Consider the following 18,404-nt stretch of genomic DNA (forward strand, 5'->3'; position numbering starts at 1 on the left):
GTCTTTGTTTTCGCATCAGACTTCTCATGGCTTTCTGTTTACTGTTCCAAGATCTTTGTTCTCAAGAGTATTGAAGCGTTCAATCAGAAAACCATGCGGATTATTATCGCTCCTTGAAACATTTCGAAGCGTTCCTTCCGTAATCAGATTTCTGTTCAATATGCTTGTTGTCCTTATGATGTTCTGCCGGGCAAAGCACTTAAAGCGGTAGGGATATTCATTAATATCAAAGCTTACGCTGTCTACAATAACAGTCTGGCTGATATTTCCTGATATAATTCCCGAATAATATCCGTTTTCTTTTAAATCATCGTATATGCGCTTGACAGAATTATCAGCCAGATACAGGGCCTTGGTAACATTGGCTTTAATTACTTTATCATCTGGGTCAAGGCTGAAGAAAAACTGATGGAATGTCCTGACATGATCCCTTGCTTCAACAGGTACATTATCCTTACGGTCTGATGCAAATGCCTCAAGCGCTTTTCCATTTGCCAGGATGTAAACCTTGTCTTCCATTAAAGCAATAGAGCTGAAACTTTTATACAATGCATAACAGGTTATGGCAGCGCAAGCAAGAACGACCAGCATAGTAAATCCCCTGACATGGCGGAAAGCCGTATCTAAATTTTTCATCTTCGTAAACATAATCTAGTGTATTTAACTTTTAGAATTTCCTTTGAGCCTGTCACTCATATAATTTCCCTTTTCTTCAAAATAAGGCGAAGCAGCTGCTGAAGATGACATGCTCTGGCTCATTCTGCCTGCTGCATTTCCCATTGAATCCATTACCATTCCTGCTCCTGTGGCAGCTCCTCCAATCACTGAGGAAGTCGATCCGCCAAACAGGCTTGTCACTTTCTGTCCCAATGCGCTTCCTCCTGATGCATGCACGATATAATTGGCCACAGAAGGCACAGTAAAGTACCCCACAATTCCTATAATCATGAAAATTAAGTAGCCGATATCGGTCCTGCTGAAAAAAGTATCTCCCGCAGTATTAATCTGTGAGATATCAAGCCTCAGCATCTGTTCCTGAATCTTCCCGATAATGCTTCCGAAAATGTTGGCAACGGGAAGCCAGAGATAAATGTTTATATACCTGGCAAGCCAGACCGTCAGGGTATGCTGGAATCCGTCAAAGACTGCGATTCCAAATACCAGTGGCCCTAAGATGGACAGCACTACAAGCTGAAATGTTCTGAGAGTATCAATACACAATGAAGAAGCTTCGAAGAGAATTCTCAGAATTTCGCTAACCCGGACTTATGGGACATTCTTTTGGAGGCTATGAGACTGCATACATTTCAGGTAAGACTGATATATTTGCAGCTTCGGTTGCTGGTGCTGCCCCGATAGATCTGAACAGTTTCTACCATGCGATTAACTGGCGTACCGGAAAACCCCATATGATAAAGTTTAATATTGGACAGTTTAGATTAGGAGTTTCTGCTTATGAAATGCCTCTTACTTATTTAAATAATTCGCCGCTGAACAATGTAGAAAACATCAACAAACCGCTTCTTTTTTGGAGTGGAAAAAATGACCAGCAGGTTGACTGGCATCAAAGTATTGAACTTTATCTTGCAATGCATCGTCTTGAGAAAAACAATATAATGCTCCTTTATCCAGAAGAAGAACATTCATTTTCGGATCCATACAACCAAAAGGATCTTTCAATTAGAATACTGCAGTGGTTCAATCACTTTCTTAAAAATGAAAAGGCGTTTGAATGGATTGAAAATCGTGGATAATAAAATATACAATGCAGTTCATTTAGAACTGCATTGCTTTTAATGATTGTTTAAATTAATTATGGCATATAAAGTGTCTCCCCACAATTATTCGCTTTACCAAAAGCAGTCTGTCCATTTGCTTTACAAATTGGATTATTGCTATTGTCAGAACATTGCACTTGGACATCACAGACACCTGACAGGCTGTTGATATAACCGTCACGAGGTGCTAATTTCGATGCACTTTGCATAGAGGTGGTGAAGAACGCACCTGAAATTCCTAATACTACCGCAGCAGTAAAAGGCATGGTCGATTTTAAAAATGTCTTTTTCATAATAGTTAATATTAAATTAAACATCGATCTACTTTTTTAGCAGGTGTTGATCTCTTTCCTGCAACCAGCGCTGGTATATTATAATTTACTATTCTTTCAGCTGTTCTTTCAAGATTCCCCTAAAGGAATAGATATCTAGATTATTACCGCTGAGAATGTATAGATGCGTATTAGTTGCACGCATATCTTTTATTTTTTGATTATTTTCTGTAAAAAGAGGAAAACTCAGTAGATAAATTCCCTTGTTAATATCATATACATCAACCACTGATGCTCTCTTCCAAATCTGATCATCCTCATAGCGTCCCGGAACTTTCGAATGTATAAACAACAGGTTTTTAATAGTGGCTGATAGTGCATTTACAAAAAATGGCGGGGAACTTAAACGGCGCTCAGTATGCTCTTTTAAATCCGAAACTTTTATCATGGCTCTGCTGATCGTATCGATTGTATGTCTTCTCTTAAAGTTTCCTTTCTTATCGGAAATTATAAACTCGTTTCGATAATAATAGACGTATATCATTTCATGGAGATCATTGTTATAAAGCAGCATCCCGTCTGTATCGAAAATACCGTCAATCTGCTTCTGCAAAAGTGCAGGAAAGTATTTCGTATTTGGTTTAAAACTTTCGCTATATATGCCTAACTGATGGCCTGAATTGGGACCTGTATTATTTCGTAAGAACAGACTTACACTGTCTATTGGTTCGGCAGCTGTGAAACGTGGAATATCTTTTATTTTACCTGTTACTTTCCAATCTTTGATATTCCCTTTGTAAACAATTGGAACGGTACCATCTATCAGATAAAAATAGGGTGGCTTCACCTTTGCAAAAATCTTACGAAAAGGCTCTCCATCATCAATAAATTTAATTCTATGTTCTGCACTCATATTCTGAAGAGTGTCTATGCTTAGTACTCCAAAAGGATCCGTTAAATTCCCCAGATAAATTTTACTTCCACTAACGCCTGCAAAATAATACGAGTTAAATTTTAAATCTTTATTATAAACCGCTTTAATAGTCTTTTTAATGTATCGCCGAATAAATGGATTATTTTTGTGAATGATCTCTTCTGAGCTTAGGAACAAAACAATTACAACACTTATGCTGAAAAACATTATTAGTCCAGCCCTTTTTAACTTGGATGCCTTTGTAATATTTGAATTTATTCTTGTTTGATAATCATCATAAAACCGTAGACCAGTTAAAGCGAGAATGATAAAAAAGAAATTAAAAACAAGGTGAACATTCCAGGACATCTTTTCTAGGATTCCGCCACATGAACATGGCACAAAGGAGCTGAAATGTAGCACTATAAAAATATAAGCAGTAAACATAGTCATCAGGCATAGCGCTGCATAAAGTCCTGCAAAACGTGACTTAGGAAATAAAAGCATCAACGATATAAGTAACTCTATTAAAGGCACTAAAATAGAAACCCATGCCGCAAAAACACTTATAAGCGGTGACTGTGCTAGCTGCACCCTAAAAGTTTCAAACTCAAATAATTTATTTACAGCTGCGTACACAAATAGTAGTATAAATAAAAAGCTAACGATAGAAACTATATTGTTGTTAATTCTAGAGTTTTCCATGTCTTCGGCAAATTTTATTTTAATATAAAACAAATGTAAATCAGCAAATTGAAAGAAAAAACATCAAAAACAAACCAAAAAACATCAAAACTATACCAGTTTCATTTTTAACTCTTAAATAATAAAAAAATGCTCTACAGATTAAAAATCCATAAAGCATTTTCGAGTTTTTTCAGTTTCTCCTATTTATACCTTACCGTCTTCGATAAAAGTCAAAAGCTTTTGATTGAGTTCGACAAGGCCAGCCTTTTGAAGGCATTCCTGCGAGATGTTTTTTAGTTCGGTAATTTCGTCCTGTGCTATGCTTCCCATGAGACTACCTTCATCCTTTTCCAGCAGCAATCCCCTTTCTATAAAGTGGGATAAAAGCAGTACATTTTTGCGTGAAATTTTCAAATCAATCTTCACCGGCTCACTCATTCCAGGGATGCTCAATACAGTATCAAACACCTTGGCTGCATAATTCTTTGCACTCATAATTTCAGCATTTTTAAATTAATAAATCAAAGCCTAAAGTTAGCAATGATGCATCAAAGCATCATAAGCAAAATTTACCTATGATGGGATGCATTGGATTTTCCTGCATAAATTCGTCTGAGTATTTGAAAGAAGTCTGAGTTTTTTATTCAGGCTCAGAAAGATTGCCACGTTCCTGCAATCTGCAAGATGTCCGGTTGTATCACAATCGATATTTTGCTGCCTCTCTGCTCGGAACTCGCTGGCAGTGAAAACTGGAAGTTTTGTAATGTCAAATGAAAAGGAAAAATGATGAAAGACGAGAAAAAAAACAGAAACAGATGGCTCCATCTCAGGCTCAGTGAGCAGGAATATAAGATCCTTCAGAAATATTTTGCAGAGTCTCTGTGCCCAAAACTGAGTGATTTTGCCCGAAAAAATCTGCTTCAAAAACCTGTTGTTTTAAAATACAGAAACGAATCTCTTGATGATTTAATATCCGAATTAACAAGGCTCAGAACAGATCTGAATCCCATTGGAAACAATTTTAATCAGGCAGTGAAAAAACTGCACTCGCTTTCACAGACTTCTGATTTCAAAATGTGGATTCTGGGTTTTGAAACAGATAAAAAAATACTGTTCAATTCTATTGAAGATATTAGAATGACTATCCGAAATCTTGCTGAAAAATGGTTGCAGTCATAAACACGGGATCATCAGTCAGAAACATCTTCAATTATAATGAAAATAAGATGGAAGCAGGAAAAGCAGAACTCATAGGAGAAGGAAATTATCCTGCAGCAGCCTCTGAACTTCACAAAGAATCAAGGCTTAAACTTCTTTTAAAACAGCTGGAATTAAATACAAATGTCAAGCGCGGAAGTGTGCACATATCACTAAATTTCGATTCCTCTGAAAGCAATATTTCAAAGAGTAAGCTGATGGAAATTGCACAATCTTATATGGAAAAAATCGGGTTTGGATTTCAGCCGTATCTGGTCTACCAGCATCATGATGCGGGACATCCGCACATCCATATAGTGTCTGTAAAAGTGAAGTCCGACGGAAAGAGAATTGACATGCAGAACATAGGCAGGAACCAGTCTGAAACAGCCCGTAAAGAAATTGAAAAGGCATTCAATCTGGTTCCTGCACTGGGCAGACAACAGGAAAAAATACTAAATATAAAACCTGCGCAAGGCAGTGTTTTAAAGTATGGAAAAGCTGAAACTAAAAAAGCAATTGCTGCTGTATTAAACGCAGTAATTCCTAATTATAAATATACCACAATAGGAGAATTAAATGCAGTCTTGAATCTCTACAATGTTACCGCCGTGCAGGGAAGTAAAGATTCAAGAATGTTTCTCCATAAAGGTCTGGCGTACCAGATTCTGAACGATAAGAGACAGCCTGTGGGTGTTCCCTTAAAAGCCAGCAGCTTTTACATGAAACCTACCCTTGCTTATCTCGAAATAAAATTTGCGGCAAATAAGATTGGGAGAAATTCCCATTTAAAGAGAGTAAAAAATGCGGTTGATCTCGCCTTTATACAGAACAGGATAAAGTCAGTTTCTGATCTCGACAGAATTCTTATTCGAGATGGAATTAAAACTGCTGAACGAAGAAATGAACAGGAGATCCTTTATGGCTTAACCTACATAGACCATAAAACAAAATGTGTATTTAACGGAAGCTCTCTAGGAAAAACTTACTCAGCTTCTGGCATAGAAGAACGCTGCGGTGTCAAAGATTTTAACACTGGCAGAAACGCCGTTAAAATTCTTGAGGATAATACATTAAAAAATAAACCATCTCAGTCTTCATTTATTTCTGTTGGCGAGCTGCAGAAAATAATTGATTCGGTGCTCCAGCCCGAGTTTTCTGCTGATTTTGTTCCCTCTCAGCTGAAAAGAAGAAAGAAACGAAAAAAAGGAAAAGGGCATTAAGATTACTAACTAAAAAACTAAGACTATGCAGACAGGTGAAAATGAACAGGCACTTAGAAAAATTTTAGATATGACAAGGCTTATCAGCATGATATTGTTAGGTCTTCATTTCTATTATTACGGATATAATGTGTTTAAAATATGGGGACTTGCAGGCAGTTTTGGGGATAAACTGCTGGGGAATATTTTGCGCACCGGGCTCTTTGATTATTTTCATTTATCTAAGCTGATTTCTTTGGGATTTTTATGCATTTCCCTGCTTGGGGCAAAGGGCAGTAAAAATGAAAAGCTGGTGTTCAAAATTGCATTTTATTATATGGTTTTGGGACTGATCGCTTATTTTTTGAGCTATTTTTTTCTGATCATTCCAGCCACTCCTGAAAAAAATCTGGTTCTTTATGTGCTCTGTACTGTCTTTGGATATCTGCTCATGCTCGCAGGCGGAACACTTTTGTCGAGAATCATAAGAAGAAATCTCAGCCATAAGGATATTTTCAACCGTGAAAATGAAACATTTCCGCAGGAAGAAAGGCTTCTTGAAAATGAATATTCCATTAATCTGCCGGCACATTACAGATTAAAAAACAAAGTCCGAAAAAGCTGGATTAATATCATAAATCCTTTTCGGGGAATCTTGGTAGCAGGAACACCGGGTTCTGGAAAATCCTATTTTGTGATCCGCCACATTATAACCCAGCACATCCGTAAAGGCTTCTCAATGTTTGTATATGATTTTAAGTTTGACGACCTCAGCATAATAGCCTATAACACTTGGCTTCAGAACAAGCATTTATACAAGGTGGAACCTAAATTTTACGTCATTAATTTTGATGACCTGAGCCGCACGCACAGATGCAATCCTCTTGATCCGAAATCAATGGACGACATAACAGATGCAGCTGAATCAGCACGCACTATTCTTTTGGGATTAAACCGTGAATGGATAAAAAAGCAGGGAGACTTTTTCGTTGAATCTCCTATCAATTTTCTTACTGCTGTAATATGGTATCTGCGTAAATACAATAACGGCGCGTTCTGCACCCTGCCTCATGTAATTGAGTTGATGCAGGTTGAATACAACAGTCTTTTTAGCTTGCTAAGAACTGAAAAAGAGATAGAGATTTTGATAGATCCATTTGTTAGTGCCTACCTCCAAAATGTTATGGAGCAACTGGAGGGGCAAATAGCTTCTGCCAAGATATCTATGGCAAGGCTCTCCAGTGCGCAGCTTTACTATGTACTCTCTGGGAATGACTTCACGCTCGACATCAATAATCCCAAAGATCCAAAGATAGTCTGCATGGGAAACAACCCGCTAAAAATACAAACCTATGGCGCCGTTCTCTCGCTTTATGTAAGCAGGCTCATCAAGCAGGTGAACCAGAAAGAGAGAATCAAAAGCAGCCTCATATTTGACGAATTCCCGACTATCTATCTTAATAATATAGACAGCCTGATAGCCACGGCCAGAAGCAATAAGGTAAGCACTTGTCTTGGGATTCAGGATTTCAGCCAGCTACGCAAAGATTATGGCCGAGAACAGGCAGACGTCATACTCAATATCACGGGAAATATCATCAGTGGACAGGTGAACGGCGATACTGCAAAACAGCTGTCAGAACGTTTTGGAAAAATAATGCAGGACCGTGAGAGCATTTCCATAAACAGCTCAGATACCTCCATCAGCAGATCAAAACAGCTGGAAGCTGCTGTGCCTGCTTCTAAGATTTCCTGTTTGAGCTCTGGTGAATTTGTCGGCATTACAGCTGATAATCCGGACTGCAAAATTGAACTCAAAACATTCCATTCCGAGATAATCAATAATCATGAGCAGCTAAAAAAAGAAGAAGACGCATATCAGGGAATCAGCCCTGTGCGCATTATAAACAATACAATTATTGAACGTAATTATCTGCAGATAAAAGAAGATATCTCCGAAATAGTTAATTCAGAAATGGAGCGTCTTTTGCATGACCCTGCCTTGTCCCATTTGGCTATCAGAAAGAAGAAATAGGACAGCTCTTGTATAATAAGGAAAAAAAGAATATTTAGGACCTTCTTCTCCACAAAAAAATAACAGTAGAATTCACTATCAGCGTAACCTCTTTAATACACAATATTGCTTATATATAAAATTTGTAGGAACAATAAATATAAAAACAAATTGGCATTGTGACTATTTCATCGGATTATCAAATGAATATAGGTCTATATCATATTTTCTACGCTGAATGCTTTGTAAAATTCCTCTTGCAGTGGGATTCAAAATACCACTTACATAAAGAAACGGAGCCAAGTGGATTGATTGATATTTTTTACTTCTTATCTTTTTGAGTCTGCTTGGCTGAAGTTCATGAACTAACCCTACAAAACTAGCGACTAGCTCTGCAAAAGCTGACATATGCTTTACTTCTCCAAAACTAAGTAACCATTCATTTGGCACTGCATCATCTGATGTAAAATATAGAAGATCATTGTCTTCAATTAAAGATATATCGCAACAGATATTGGCATTATTCTTTTGCCCACGAACATATGCAGATGTAGTTATTCTAAGCTGGTGCCTGAGCTGAAATGAATATTCATCAAGTGTGATTATTGCATATGAATATTTATTAGGAGCTCCTCTAGTCGAAAATTTCAATCTGAAAACTTCTTTCCCATTTACTTTAGGATTGACAATTCTTATAGAATAACCAGCTGTTTTATAATACTCAATAACCTTAGCGAAAACATATGCTTCGAATGTTTGATTGACTGCATTTCCAAAACTTGTTAATTTTGACTTCTCGCTTTTAAAAAAAGTCTGCAAATTCTGCTTAGCTTTTTTCTGATCAAATAAATAATTATCCATTATCTTTCAGGGTAAATTATTTTACGATATTTTTCAATAATTTGAGTAACATACCTTGAATTATTAATCAGATCCAGAAGATCTGGATCTTCAATTTTTTCTACAAGCAAATCAGCTAGTCTGTACCCTTCCAAAACATTCTCATTTCTTTCTTTAAAATGCTTCGAACCAATCTGAAAGCCATCTTTAATTCCTATATCTTGAAATGTATCTACCGCTTTGATTGCTGCCTCCGTTCCTTCCTTAAAAAACTTTTTCAAAATGAATATAAGAATTACTATTGAAGCCTCATTAACTATACCTTTCAGCCTTCTTAATTCCTCTTTCCTTTTTTTCTCTGATTCAATTTTTCTTAGCTCTTTATTCAATAAATTTTCAGGAAAAAATGAATTCCATACATATCTGTTTATAGATGAAAATCGCTGAGAAATAAATTTTGGAGCATCTTTAAATATCGAGTCTTCCATTTCATGTAAAATTTAATAATACTTTTTCTGTATCTTCTTACTTTTTAAATTATCACCGAATTATAATATAAATATAACTCAGAATACTAATTATATGCAAGTTCCGCAAATTTTGAATATTGTCTATTTGTGCATGATAATTTCTTCCGAAAGCATAACAACAATATAAAACCTTGTCAATGCTGACTCTGCAAAAACTTTTTAATCCATTCTTAGTTTCCCAAAAGTCTCCAGTTCTAGATATTTTGCTTTAAATAAACTGGCAGGTATTTTCTTTTTTAATAAATTATGAAAATTTTCATCATGAGTTGACAAAATTATCTGTTTCTTCTGATTCACAACAATACTTCTAAGCAGATCTATTGTTGACAAAATATTTATACTGTCCATTGACTGTATCGGATCATCTACAAAAATACAATCTATTGAATTACCGCTGTCATCTTTGGCATTTAATGCTTTAGCCAAAAAAATACATAGGCTTAAAATGTTTAATTGAGCATGACTAAAGTATAAATTTGGAATAATAAAATTGCTTTGGGCATTTTCCATGTAAACACAAACATTCAATTTTGGTTTTGAATCATTAAAATCCGGAATAAATTTTACTTTTTTATAGTCAGGGTGGGGATCAATTCTTTTGTATAGATCGTTTATAAGTGGTTCAAAAAAGAATGATTTAATTTGCAACTCGATATGTTTCGAAACTTTTTTTAGCTCTTCTGTCAGTTTTTTTCCAATTTTATCTTTTAAGATACTTATCCTTTTCTTTATTACCGATTCATTTTGCCTAGATTCTTCATATTTGAGGTAAGGCACAACATTATCCTTTAGATCAGATAAAATCTTAATATCCTTTATCTCCTCTTTATACTTAAAAATTTTATCATCATTTTCTTTTCTGGCCACCGCAACAATCTTTGGATAATTTTCTAATTCAATCTCGTCAAAACTAAGATCTAGTACTTTTGCAGCATTAGATTCATATAAGTTTATTCGAATTTTCAGTTCATTAATTAATTCTTTGACCAGTTGAAGATTTTGATTCACCGCTTCTTCATCAAATCCGATTAGCTTTTTCTGGATCTCGGCAATTGATTCTTCAATCTTTTTGATACTATCACTATATTCTTGATTTCTTTTTAAATCTTCTTTTATCTGTTTATCCAAATTAGTAACCGTAATTTCTCCTTCGGGATAATTTTCCTTAAAGTAGTCTCGAACCTCAACATAGGCACCGTCTTCTTCTAATTCTGTTTTATCTTTTCTGCATAAATCAATTTTTAAAGCTGTATTCTCACGCTCTGATGTAGCTGATTGTATGTCTTTTCTAATTAGATTTAATTCAGCGATAAATTTCTCAACCTGGGCACTTAATTTTTTTATTTCATCTACTGTCCATTTTATAAAATCCTCTGCCGATTTATTTAAAAGAAGGTTCTTATTAAAGATTAAAACTCCATTATCTTTTTCTATATCATTATTTAGTTTAGTAAGATCATTTTTACATTTAAGACTTTTTCTATTTAAATCGATCAGTGCTAATTCACTGTTAGAAATATCTTTTTCAATTAATTTTATAAGCTTATCCTTGTCCTTTACAAGATCATTCGTTAAAACATTAATTTTTTCTTGAGCATCATTTCTTTTACTCAATAAATCATTTATGATCTTGGTAAGCAGAACATTATTTGATATTTTTTCTGCAAGAACTTGATAAGACTCATATTTATGTTCGCATAGCGGACATCTCTCATATTTAGAATCATTGACGATTGCAAGTCCAGCCGAAAGAAAATTCTGCAGTTCAGTCTGGAGTTTTTCCTGCTCGACAATATCCTTTTTGATAGAATCAAAGTGCCTATTTGAGATTTGCAATTCCTGCTCAATCCTATTGATTTCCTTGATTACAGTTGCATATTTAATAAAGTTTATATCAAATTCAGATGGATAATCTTTATTACTAATATTAGACAAAGATTTTTTTAAATCATCTAAATACAATTTTATTTCTTCAACATTCTTTCCATGTTTAATTAAAGCAGCAGAATTTAATTCTAACTCTATGCTATTTTTTCTGATGTTTTCCTCACTGTTGGTAATTTTTTTATTTATTTCAGGTATCTCTAGAATTATTTCATTTATTGCAGTAATCTGATTCTGGGTATTGTTGGTCTGTAGCTCCAGTTCGGATTCTTTATTTTTTTTTGTACTTATATCTTCTCTAATTTTTCTAAGTGCATCCTCTGCTTCTTCAGCCTCTTTATCTTTAACGCCAATTTTGAGTCTTACCTCATCATACTTTTCGATAAGACCAGAAATCCTTTCCTTCTTATCAGTTCTAAGTTTTAAGTCTCTTACGTAAATTTGAATTGAGTTTATTTCTGCTTCTTTTTTTCTTAAATCTTCAAAAATTATCTTCGTTAAATTTAAATTCTGTTGCTCTAATAAAGCGTCACCTAAAATCTTTAAATCATCTTTGTATTTGCTAAAACTTATTATCTGGTCGTTTCCGCTAATTAAATTATCCAAACTTGAAATCTTTTCATTAAGTCCAGCTATTTCAAAGTCAATATTATTAAGCCTTTCAGATATATCATTTGTAATATTCAATATATCAAAATCTGAAGACTGAGAATCTATCTTTGTAAAAAAAATAGCCGTCTCATTCAATGAATCAATTTTGTTGTTTATTTTATTTAGAATTTCCTTATCTCCATCAAATTTTAAGTATATCTGAATACCATTCAGTTCTGAGGCCAGTACCTTAATCTTTTTTGAATTAATCTCAATGAGATCTTTTAAAATATTATAATATTTATCAAGTTCCTTATCTCCAAAATATTCCATAAAAGTTTTGTAACGGTCTTCGGGTTTGCTTTCCTTTAAAAAACCGCTAATCCAGTCCTGAGATAATATTACTTCTCTAAAATACCTATTTTCGGTTTCTTTATCGTCAAACTTAAAATCAGCCGCTCCTTTCCTTGCCGGAACAGGTATTTCCCTAAATAGTGGTTTACTGGAATTAGAAACTAAGATTTTAACATAACTAGACAACGATTCATGAGAATACTTATTTCTTAGAATATACTGCTTATCATTTTTATTAAGATTTTTTTCTGACTTCGCACTATCTTGGTTTATTTTAAAGTTCTTAAGAAATCTGTCTATATTCTTTGTATAGCCATATTCAATTGCATCGTAAAACGATGTTTTACCAAAACCGTTTGGTGCGTAAAGCGACACAAAATCCGCATACTCACCATCTTTTCTCTGAAAATCAAAAGTCCCATTCTCGACATTGTCATAGGCTCTAAAAGCCTGTATTTCTACTTTTTTAATTTTCATTGTTCATCTCTTTTTCTAGTTTGGCTAATACATCTGATAAATCTTGTTCCTTAAGATTTTTTCCCACTCCACTTACTAAATCTCCAAGTGCTTTTTCAATTAACAAATCCTTTGAAAATATATCTGAATACTCATTATCGAGACTAAAATCTATACTGTCATTAACAATATATTCTGAGATAATTTTATTGATCAATGCCTGGTCAATTTCTGAATTAATTTCTTCGCAGATAATTTTTCTGCTGCTAAATTTATTGTTCTCTATCTCATATTTGAGCTCCCTTGATATCTTCTCGCCACTTAGATAAAATACGTAAAAATTCCATTTTGAATACTCATCTTTAATATTTGAAAGATACTGAGCCGTAACAAAATTGTTAAAATCCTTCCACTCTATTTTCAAATTATCTTCTGTATCGAATTGTACAAATGCCACTATTACACTGCCTCCAAAAATGATTTCTCCTAACTCAAAAAAAACTATATCTTTAAAGCTTGCTCTCAATTCATCATCAAGCGCATTTTTACTAAATTTCTTAAATAATACCTCTTGTTTCATCAATTATAGTTTGTTTTACATTACTTACGTTAATATTTCTGAAAGAATTAAAATTTTCAATTATATGTTTTTGAAACTTATAAATATGTATTATTTTTAAATCTTCCGCAACTTTAGTTACAGAACTGCTAATCAACATTTGTTCAGCTGGAACACTGCAAATATCCTGAACATAATCAGTATCGAGTTCCACCGTAGTAGGTTTAGTATCTTTCGTGCTGCTGACAACAATGTAGCCTCCTGAATCAACAGAAGACAGATCTGACTTCATGATTAAATCAAGTTTTTTAACCCAATTATTGCAATCAATGAAAATTAGATTATGCTTTTTTCTTATAGCCCTAAGATCTTCAAAGGTCAAGTCTCTATCAAAAATTGACAACTGGTTTATTGAGATTAATTCTAAAAATGCGATCCAAAGTTGCTTATGTGAAACATACGATTTATCTGTTCCATTAGCAATAATTGAATCTTTATAAAAATCTAAGACATCCTGCACCCGAAATACTTCACATAAATTTTTTGCGATTATTTTTAACTGATTTTTCAACAATTCCTCCTTTTGAGGTGTCAATAATATTCCTGTTAATGGAAATACCTCTTCATGAATAATCTCTAAAGAAGCAAAATATGGAGGAAACAAGGCTGATAGCTTTTCGTTGTTTTCTGCAATAATTTCATCAAAAAAAGACAGTGGAGCAAAAACAATCCTTGATAGAGATTCAACATTATCACGGGCAACCATTCTTATCTGTATTCCAGCTAGTAAAAAACATGTCTCTTCTTTCTTTATAATTCCTCCGCCTGACTGACCTATAACTTCAGAATGAGTAACATTTTTTTCAACTTCCCCTTCAATGTAATTAAACTCTGTAGAATTGTTGATAACTAAATTGTTGCTTCTAAAGGAGAATCCCTCATGTGCTCTAGATTCTGGATGCCCGCACAAACTATATCCTTCTTTTTCATTTAGATACTGATCTGAGCGTAAAAGCAACTCCAATCCTTCTACCTTTCTGACCTTAATTATTGCGACGTCTTTACTAGGATCTGAATTAAAATATGGTCTCTCCAAAACCTCTATTCTTTGGTTCTCAACCTCACCATGAGTAGAAAGAACTTGCCTGACTATTATTAAATCATCAACTCCTTCCACTACATGCTTTGCTGTAAGAACATAACTATAATCGCTATCTAAAGGTTGGAATAGGCAGCCGCTGCCATCTGCAACTTTTACTGTAAAGCGTTCTAAAGTACATTCCATTTTTTTATCTTTTAAATTTTTTCGGACTCCAGATACTTAACTTGTGGAAAGTCCTTTCTATCTTTTTCTAGTATTATCTTGTTTATTAGTTCTGGATAATTAAAATAAAACTCTGCTTTTGGATTGACACTAATTATTCTTGCTATTGTTATCTTATCTGGATGCCCGTGCATATCACCATTCGTGCTGATTAAATACTTATCTGTATCGATGAGTTTAAATAATTCGACAGGATTATTTTTTTTACTTCCGTGATGAGAGAGTTTTAAATATTCAGCCTTAAGTCTGGTTTTATCTTGATTAAAAACCTTTAACTCATTAATAATCAATGATGGATGAGCATCACCTAAAAAAATATAGTTTAACTTATCTTTTGTTAATATAAATGCAATTGAGCTTCCATTGTAAGGATCCGTGTCTTCCGAAAAATTATCAGTGGCAATCAGTTCAGTTATTGTCTTTGAGTAATCATTAATTCTTGCTGTATTAACGGATTCTGGAGCCTTTTGCTGCCAATTATCAAGCAGTTTTTCAAGTTTATCGTTATTTGGCGATAAAATGTGAAAGTTCAAATCATCAAAGATAAATACTTTTCCAGCACTAATAATCTGCTGGTTCCAAATACCATTTCCGCTAATATATTTTTCAAAATTTACCGCTTGGGGAACGCTTGTGTTAGTTCCTTCGGTAAATCTAAATTCTATATTGCTAACGATAGCTTTTTCGTCATTTAAATACTTTTTTATCGTAGAGCCAGAATTGAACCAAATTTCTCCTATTGATTTGCATGCATCAGAATCATTACCAAACCATTTTAAAAAACCGTCTATATGGTCGTCATCAATATGTGATAATATCAGCAGATCAATTTTTTGAGGTTTAATTGCATCTATTGTCTTCTTTAAATCCCCATCTGCTATTTTTCCTTTGCTATCTTTAAAAGTATATGTTGTCGAAGTTCCTCCGTCAATTATAATGTTTTTAGACACACCATTACTGTCAACATAAGTTAAGTGAATACAATCGCCGTTGTAGGCTTTAAGTAATTTTATTATCATAGTATAAAATTTTAAAAATACCTTCGTTTTTTAGAATTATTTTATGGTTGTCCTTAATTGATTAGAAATCTACTTACGAAATAGCTGAATTAAACGAAATTTAAACTCATAGCAATTTCTCATTTTTCCAAAAATTTTACTTTATTTTAATTCAACAAAATTTCATAAAAAGTAATTCGTAATCTAGATATTTTTTTTGTAAAGTTATATATTTAAAACAGCAGCTGTTAAGTATAAATACCTGTTTTTAAGACAAGTTCAAACTTAGATTATTTTAAGCGACTTCGGGAGCAAACAAAATAATTAATTATATCTGCTACATGCACACAACGGCCCTGCTCTGCTTCTCAGCCCGTTGAGAAGTATAGTACTCTCTCATCTTAATTCCTGCCACTGATTCTCTTCTTTCCTTTTTCTCGGTTTTTTATGGAAGTGTTAGGATATAAGTCAACTGTTATGTACAGCAATTAAAATTGTCGCTTGGTGCATTATTAATTAGCACAACAATTGATATCAGTTAACGCCACACCATTGGATATTGGCAGGAGGTTTGGCTCCAAAATCGTCCAAGCACTAAAACTCCATGACATTGATGCCATTGATTATCTCAACTGCTGATTAGTATTATTCATTACTGACAATGGAGAACTTCTCTGAAAAGCAGCACTGCATAGCAATTAAAAAGCCCGCCGTTATTTTAACGGCAGGCTTCTGTGTTATCGCCACGCTCAGGCATCTCCTTTAGATCATAAATTACAGCACTGTTCTTAAAACATCGCCCCCCTAATAGATCCAGCTGTAATCAATTAAATGCCGAAGGTTATCCTGAACCGTACTATCATGGTTGCTTCTTAAAAACTTTCCGCTTGCGCCATTGACCACATGCACATCTTCTCCGCCCTGCCACATGGCTTCTTTGTATTTCCACATAAAGGTTTTAACAGTATTGTTTTTACTCTCCACCAGCGTAATAGTTTCCGCTTTTGATTTTTTAATTGCTTTATTGATGGTGTATCCTTTTCCATCTCTGTTTTTAATTCTTTCATGAACAGCATAATGGGTTATTCCCCCTTTATCATCTGTCCAGATTCCTGATATTCTGTATTCAGCCATAATTTTTCTAGTTATATTGGTTAATTTTTGAGTTTTAATTTTTCTTAATGGGATGTCCCTCCCCCTTTCCATTCGCCTGTTTCCAGCCAGATTTCATAAAAAAACAGCCATTCGGATGCCCACATCAGTATGGTGTCTGACAGTAATCTGCCTCTGTTCCACTGAATCCCGTCAGGATAGAACAGGCAGAGCTGCTGGGTTTTCTGGTTATAAACATGCTTGAGCACTCTTTCTCCGGCAGGCATCCTGAGTTTTTTAGGCTCAAGGATGTAAATATCGGGAGATTTACCCAGGAGATAGTCGATTTTCACCTTATAAGACCTGCTGAACGGAGTGGGCGTTAAATAGCCAACCCACTCCAGCCGTGTTCCCATATAAGTGCTGATTTTTGAATCCGGAAAACTTTCCTTAAGAAATCTGGCCTGCGTCGGTATGGAGATAAAGCGCGTCTTATTCTTTATTGCCATGGAAGGTATGGTTTGGAATCTTTTTATCCGCTGATTCGGTAATAATGCCAGAACCAGCCACAAAACCCAGTCTTCCCGACTCACGTGCCATTCTGGCGGATTCGCCGAATTCAGAAAGCGTTTTTGTTACCAGCTTATCCCCCATGGATCGGCGCATCGATTCATTTAGATTCTGTATCGTGTCGGCAGAAAGCAGCTTTGAGAAGAATCTCTTCGCCTCATCCAGCCAGAGATAGAAATTCAGTTCCCTTACCGGATGCTCCTCCCATTTGTCTGCAAAATTTTCACGATGGTCCACAGGATTTTCGATCCAGGTCACGGTTTTTCCTCCAATGTTTTTTCTCTTTATATAACCAGGCATACCCTCCAATATATTCATAAGAGCATCATAGAGGTTAGCCTCATTACCGTAAGCTCTTGCTGCCAGAGTGGTTATGATAATGCTGATCGGCTTGTCATCATAGCTGAGCGAACTGCTTTCTGAAAACATCTGGTTGCGGTGCCTTTTCATCAGCTGGATCGCACGCTGCAGCGGCGTTTTAATTTCGTAATCCGGCACATCGTCAATCTTGACATTGTTTTTTGCCGAGAACATACGCCTTCCCTCATTAAGCTGCACCAGCATCTGCGCCTTAAACCACTCCCTGTAGCCCAGAGGGTTGGATTTAGGCCAGCCTCTGCTGTAGAACTCATAGTCGGGATGCTCCTTATCTGTAATGCTGATAGCCGTGTTGGAATAATCCTTAATCTCCGGCAGGCCCGTGATCGAGGGAGTAGAGTCCGGAATAGCAGCCAGAACATCCAGATGGAATCTGGTGGACTCGGCATAATCAATACGCCAGCATCTTCTCCCGTCAGGCCTGCAGACCATATCTTTATACATGCCCGAAAGCAGTCTGTCCCCGATCAGGTTCTTTAATCTCTTCTGGGTAAAAATCTGATGGGTTCCCCTTTTCAGTTCGCAGACCAGATCAATGTCAAGCTCATCCACATCCGAATCAGGTTTTGTCACTGTTCCCAACCCGAAGGATCCCTGCGGGTACATGTGCAGGTCATACTGTGCAATGGTCTCATCCCCTTTTAAGTAATTTGCCACTGCCTCATATTTTGCCACAGCTTCCTTGTGCTGGGTCGGGGTAATATCTAAAACCTGTCCCATTTTCTCTAAAATGGAAGCTAGGTACTCTTTTCTGATCTCATTCAT

The 18,404-nt window shown here is 35.2% G+C and carries 18 protein-coding genes; 4 read left to right on the forward strand and 14 right to left on the reverse strand.

Annotation, left to right across the window (positions count from 1 at the left end):
* Positions 1-24: 24 nt before the first annotated feature.
* The gene (traK, locus tag ABDW27_RS03400) at positions 25-648 is read right to left on the reverse strand and encodes a conjugative transposon protein TraK (protein WP_179005341.1); all 624 of its coding nucleotides are present in this window, start codon (positions 646-648) and stop codon (positions 25-27) included.
* Positions 649-660: 12 nt separating this feature from the next.
* On the reverse strand, positions 661-1,185 hold the full coding sequence (locus ABDW27_RS03405) for a hypothetical protein (RefSeq protein ID WP_343694641.1): 525 nt from the start codon (positions 1,183-1,185) through the stop codon (positions 661-663).
* An 83-nt stretch (positions 1,186-1,268) separates the two neighbouring features.
* Here ABDW27_RS03405 and ABDW27_RS03410 point away from each other — a divergent pair, with 83 nt between their 5' ends.
* The gene (locus tag ABDW27_RS03410; protein ID WP_276174766.1) at positions 1,269-1,754 is read left to right on the forward strand and encodes a prolyl oligopeptidase family serine peptidase; all 486 of its coding nucleotides are present in this window, start codon (positions 1,269-1,271) and stop codon (positions 1,752-1,754) included.
* Positions 1,755-1,813: 59 nt separating this feature from the next.
* Here ABDW27_RS03410 and ABDW27_RS03415 read toward each other — a convergent pair whose 3' ends face one another.
* The 3 genes from ABDW27_RS03415 to ABDW27_RS03425 all read right to left on the reverse strand — a co-directional run bounded on the left by ABDW27_RS03415 (position 1,814) and on the right by ABDW27_RS03425 (position 4,145).
* Positions 1,814-2,095: a hypothetical protein gene (locus ABDW27_RS03415; RefSeq protein WP_179005305.1), complete on the reverse strand. Its 282-nt coding sequence runs from the start codon at positions 2,093-2,095 to the stop codon at positions 1,814-1,816.
* 64 nt (positions 2,096-2,159) lie between these two features.
* Positions 2,160-3,668, reverse strand: a complete 1,509-nt coding sequence (locus ABDW27_RS03420; RefSeq protein ID WP_179005303.1) for a MauE/DoxX family redox-associated membrane protein — start codon at positions 3,666-3,668, stop codon at positions 2,160-2,162.
* Positions 3,669-3,854: 186 nt separating this feature from the next.
* A complete protein-coding gene (locus ABDW27_RS03425; protein WP_179005301.1) occupies positions 3,855-4,145 on the reverse strand; it encodes a hypothetical protein in 291 nt (96 codons plus the stop codon).
* A 291-nt stretch (positions 4,146-4,436) separates the two neighbouring features.
* On the opposite strand from ABDW27_RS03425, the gene ABDW27_RS03430 reads away from it, so the two are divergent.
* Genes ABDW27_RS03430 through mobC form a run of 3 tightly spaced genes read left to right on the forward strand, consistent with a single transcriptional unit; the run spans position 4,437 to position 8,084 of the window.
* Positions 4,437-4,829 carry a plasmid mobilization relaxosome protein MobC gene (locus tag ABDW27_RS03430; protein ID WP_179005299.1) on the forward strand — a complete coding sequence of 131 codons (393 nt, stop codon included), beginning with the start codon at positions 4,437-4,439 and terminating at the stop codon, positions 4,827-4,829.
* The gene (locus ABDW27_RS03435) at positions 4,814-6,070 is read left to right on the forward strand and encodes a relaxase/mobilization nuclease domain-containing protein (RefSeq protein WP_179005298.1); all 1,257 of its coding nucleotides are present in this window, start codon (positions 4,814-4,816) and stop codon (positions 6,068-6,070) included. Before ABDW27_RS03430 ends, ABDW27_RS03435 begins: the two co-directional genes overlap by 16 nt.
* 25 nt (positions 6,071-6,095) lie before the next feature.
* Positions 6,096-8,084, forward strand: coding sequence for a conjugal transfer protein MobC (gene mobC, locus ABDW27_RS03440; protein ID WP_179005296.1), 1,989 nt, complete (start codon positions 6,096-6,098; stop codon positions 8,082-8,084).
* 162 nt (positions 8,085-8,246) lie between these two features.
* On the opposite strand, the gene ABDW27_RS03445 is transcribed toward mobC, so the two are convergent.
* The 9 genes from ABDW27_RS03445 to ABDW27_RS03485 all read right to left on the reverse strand — a co-directional run bounded on the left by ABDW27_RS03445 (position 8,247) and on the right by ABDW27_RS03485 (position 18,404).
* Entirely contained in the window at positions 8,247-8,924 is a 678-nt protein-coding gene (locus tag ABDW27_RS03445) for a hypothetical protein (protein WP_179005294.1), read from the reverse strand.
* On the reverse strand, positions 8,924-9,391 hold the full coding sequence (locus tag ABDW27_RS03450) for a hypothetical protein (protein ID WP_179005292.1): 468 nt from the start codon (positions 9,389-9,391) through the stop codon (positions 8,924-8,926). The genes ABDW27_RS03445 and ABDW27_RS03450 overlap by 1 nt, the downstream gene beginning before the upstream one ends.
* A gap of 201 nt (positions 9,392-9,592) precedes the next feature.
* Complete coding sequence (locus ABDW27_RS03455; protein ID WP_179005290.1) at positions 9,593-12,739, reverse strand: hypothetical protein; 3,147 nt, start codon at positions 12,737-12,739, stop codon at positions 9,593-9,595.
* Positions 12,729-13,298 (reverse strand): ABC-three component system middle component 1, encoded by a 570-nt coding sequence (locus ABDW27_RS03460; protein WP_179005288.1) that lies wholly within the window; start codon positions 13,296-13,298, stop codon positions 12,729-12,731. Before ABDW27_RS03460 ends, ABDW27_RS03455 begins: the two co-directional genes overlap by 11 nt.
* Positions 13,276-14,562, reverse strand: a complete 1,287-nt coding sequence (locus ABDW27_RS03465) for an ABC-three component system protein (RefSeq protein ID WP_179005286.1) — start codon at positions 14,560-14,562, stop codon at positions 13,276-13,278. The genes ABDW27_RS03460 and ABDW27_RS03465 overlap by 23 nt, the downstream gene beginning before the upstream one ends.
* Before the next feature lie 11 nt (positions 14,563-14,573).
* The gene (locus ABDW27_RS03470; protein WP_179005284.1) at positions 14,574-15,620 is read right to left on the reverse strand and encodes a Zn-dependent hydrolase; all 1,047 of its coding nucleotides are present in this window, start codon (positions 15,618-15,620) and stop codon (positions 14,574-14,576) included.
* A gap of 783 nt (positions 15,621-16,403) precedes the next feature.
* Positions 16,404-16,733 (reverse strand): DUF3892 domain-containing protein, encoded by a 330-nt coding sequence (locus tag ABDW27_RS03475; RefSeq protein ID WP_179005282.1) that lies wholly within the window; start codon positions 16,731-16,733, stop codon positions 16,404-16,406.
* A 44-nt stretch (positions 16,734-16,777) separates the two neighbouring features.
* Positions 16,778-17,200, reverse strand: a complete 423-nt coding sequence (locus ABDW27_RS03480; RefSeq protein ID WP_179005280.1) for a hypothetical protein — start codon at positions 17,198-17,200, stop codon at positions 16,778-16,780.
* Positions 17,184-18,404, reverse strand: a complete 1,221-nt coding sequence (locus ABDW27_RS03485) for a nucleotidyltransferase (RefSeq protein WP_179005278.1) — start codon at positions 18,402-18,404, stop codon at positions 17,184-17,186. The genes ABDW27_RS03480 and ABDW27_RS03485 overlap by 17 nt, the downstream gene beginning before the upstream one ends.

Source organism: Flavobacterium sp., assembly GCF_039595935.1.
Taxonomy (GTDB): Bacteria; Bacteroidota; Bacteroidia; order Flavobacteriales; family Flavobacteriaceae; genus Flavobacterium.

Coding starts and splice junctions, on each gene's coding strand:
- ABDW27_RS03475 (WP_179005282.1), bottom strand. CDS start 16,733: ATGGCTGAATACAGAATATCAGGAATCTGGACAGATGATAAAGGGGGA.
- ABDW27_RS03455 (WP_179005290.1), bottom strand. CDS start 12,739: ATGAAAATTAAAAAAGTAGAAATACAGGCTTTTAGAGCCTATGACAAT.
- ABDW27_RS03410 (WP_276174766.1), top strand. CDS start 1,269: ATGGGACATTCTTTTGGAGGCTATGAGACTGCATACATTTCAGGTAAG.
- ABDW27_RS03430 (WP_179005299.1), top strand. CDS start 4,437: ATGAAAGACGAGAAAAAAAACAGAAACAGATGGCTCCATCTCAGGCTC.
- ABDW27_RS03425 (WP_179005301.1), bottom strand. CDS start 4,145: ATGAGTGCAAAGAATTATGCAGCCAAGGTGTTTGATACTGTATTGAGC.
- traK (WP_179005341.1), bottom strand. CDS start 648: ATGTTTACGAAGATGAAAAATTTAGATACGGCTTTCCGCCATGTCAGG.
- ABDW27_RS03465 (WP_179005286.1), bottom strand. CDS start 14,562: ATGGAATGTACTTTAGAACGCTTTACAGTAAAAGTTGCAGATGGCAGC.
- ABDW27_RS03415 (WP_179005305.1), bottom strand. CDS start 2,095: ATGTTTAATTTAATATTAACTATTATGAAAAAGACATTTTTAAAATCG.
- ABDW27_RS03485 (WP_179005278.1), bottom strand. CDS start 18,404: ATGAATGAGATCAGAAAAGAGTACCTAGCTTCCATTTTAGAGAAAATG.
- ABDW27_RS03420 (WP_179005303.1), bottom strand. CDS start 3,668: ATGGAAAACTCTAGAATTAACAACAATATAGTTTCTATCGTTAGCTTT.
- ABDW27_RS03450 (WP_179005292.1), bottom strand. CDS start 9,391: ATGGAAGACTCGATATTTAAAGATGCTCCAAAATTTATTTCTCAGCGA.
- mobC (WP_179005296.1), top strand. CDS start 6,096: ATGCAGACAGGTGAAAATGAACAGGCACTTAGAAAAATTTTAGATATG.
- ABDW27_RS03470 (WP_179005284.1), bottom strand. CDS start 15,620: ATGATAATAAAATTACTTAAAGCCTACAACGGCGATTGTATTCACTTA.
- ABDW27_RS03445 (WP_179005294.1), bottom strand. CDS start 8,924: ATGGATAATTATTTATTTGATCAGAAAAAAGCTAAGCAGAATTTGCAG.
- ABDW27_RS03480 (WP_179005280.1), bottom strand. CDS start 17,200: ATGGCAATAAAGAATAAGACGCGCTTTATCTCCATACCGACGCAGGCC.
- ABDW27_RS03435 (WP_179005298.1), top strand. CDS start 4,814: ATGGTTGCAGTCATAAACACGGGATCATCAGTCAGAAACATCTTCAAT.
- ABDW27_RS03460 (WP_179005288.1), bottom strand. CDS start 13,298: ATGAAACAAGAGGTATTATTTAAGAAATTTAGTAAAAATGCGCTTGAT.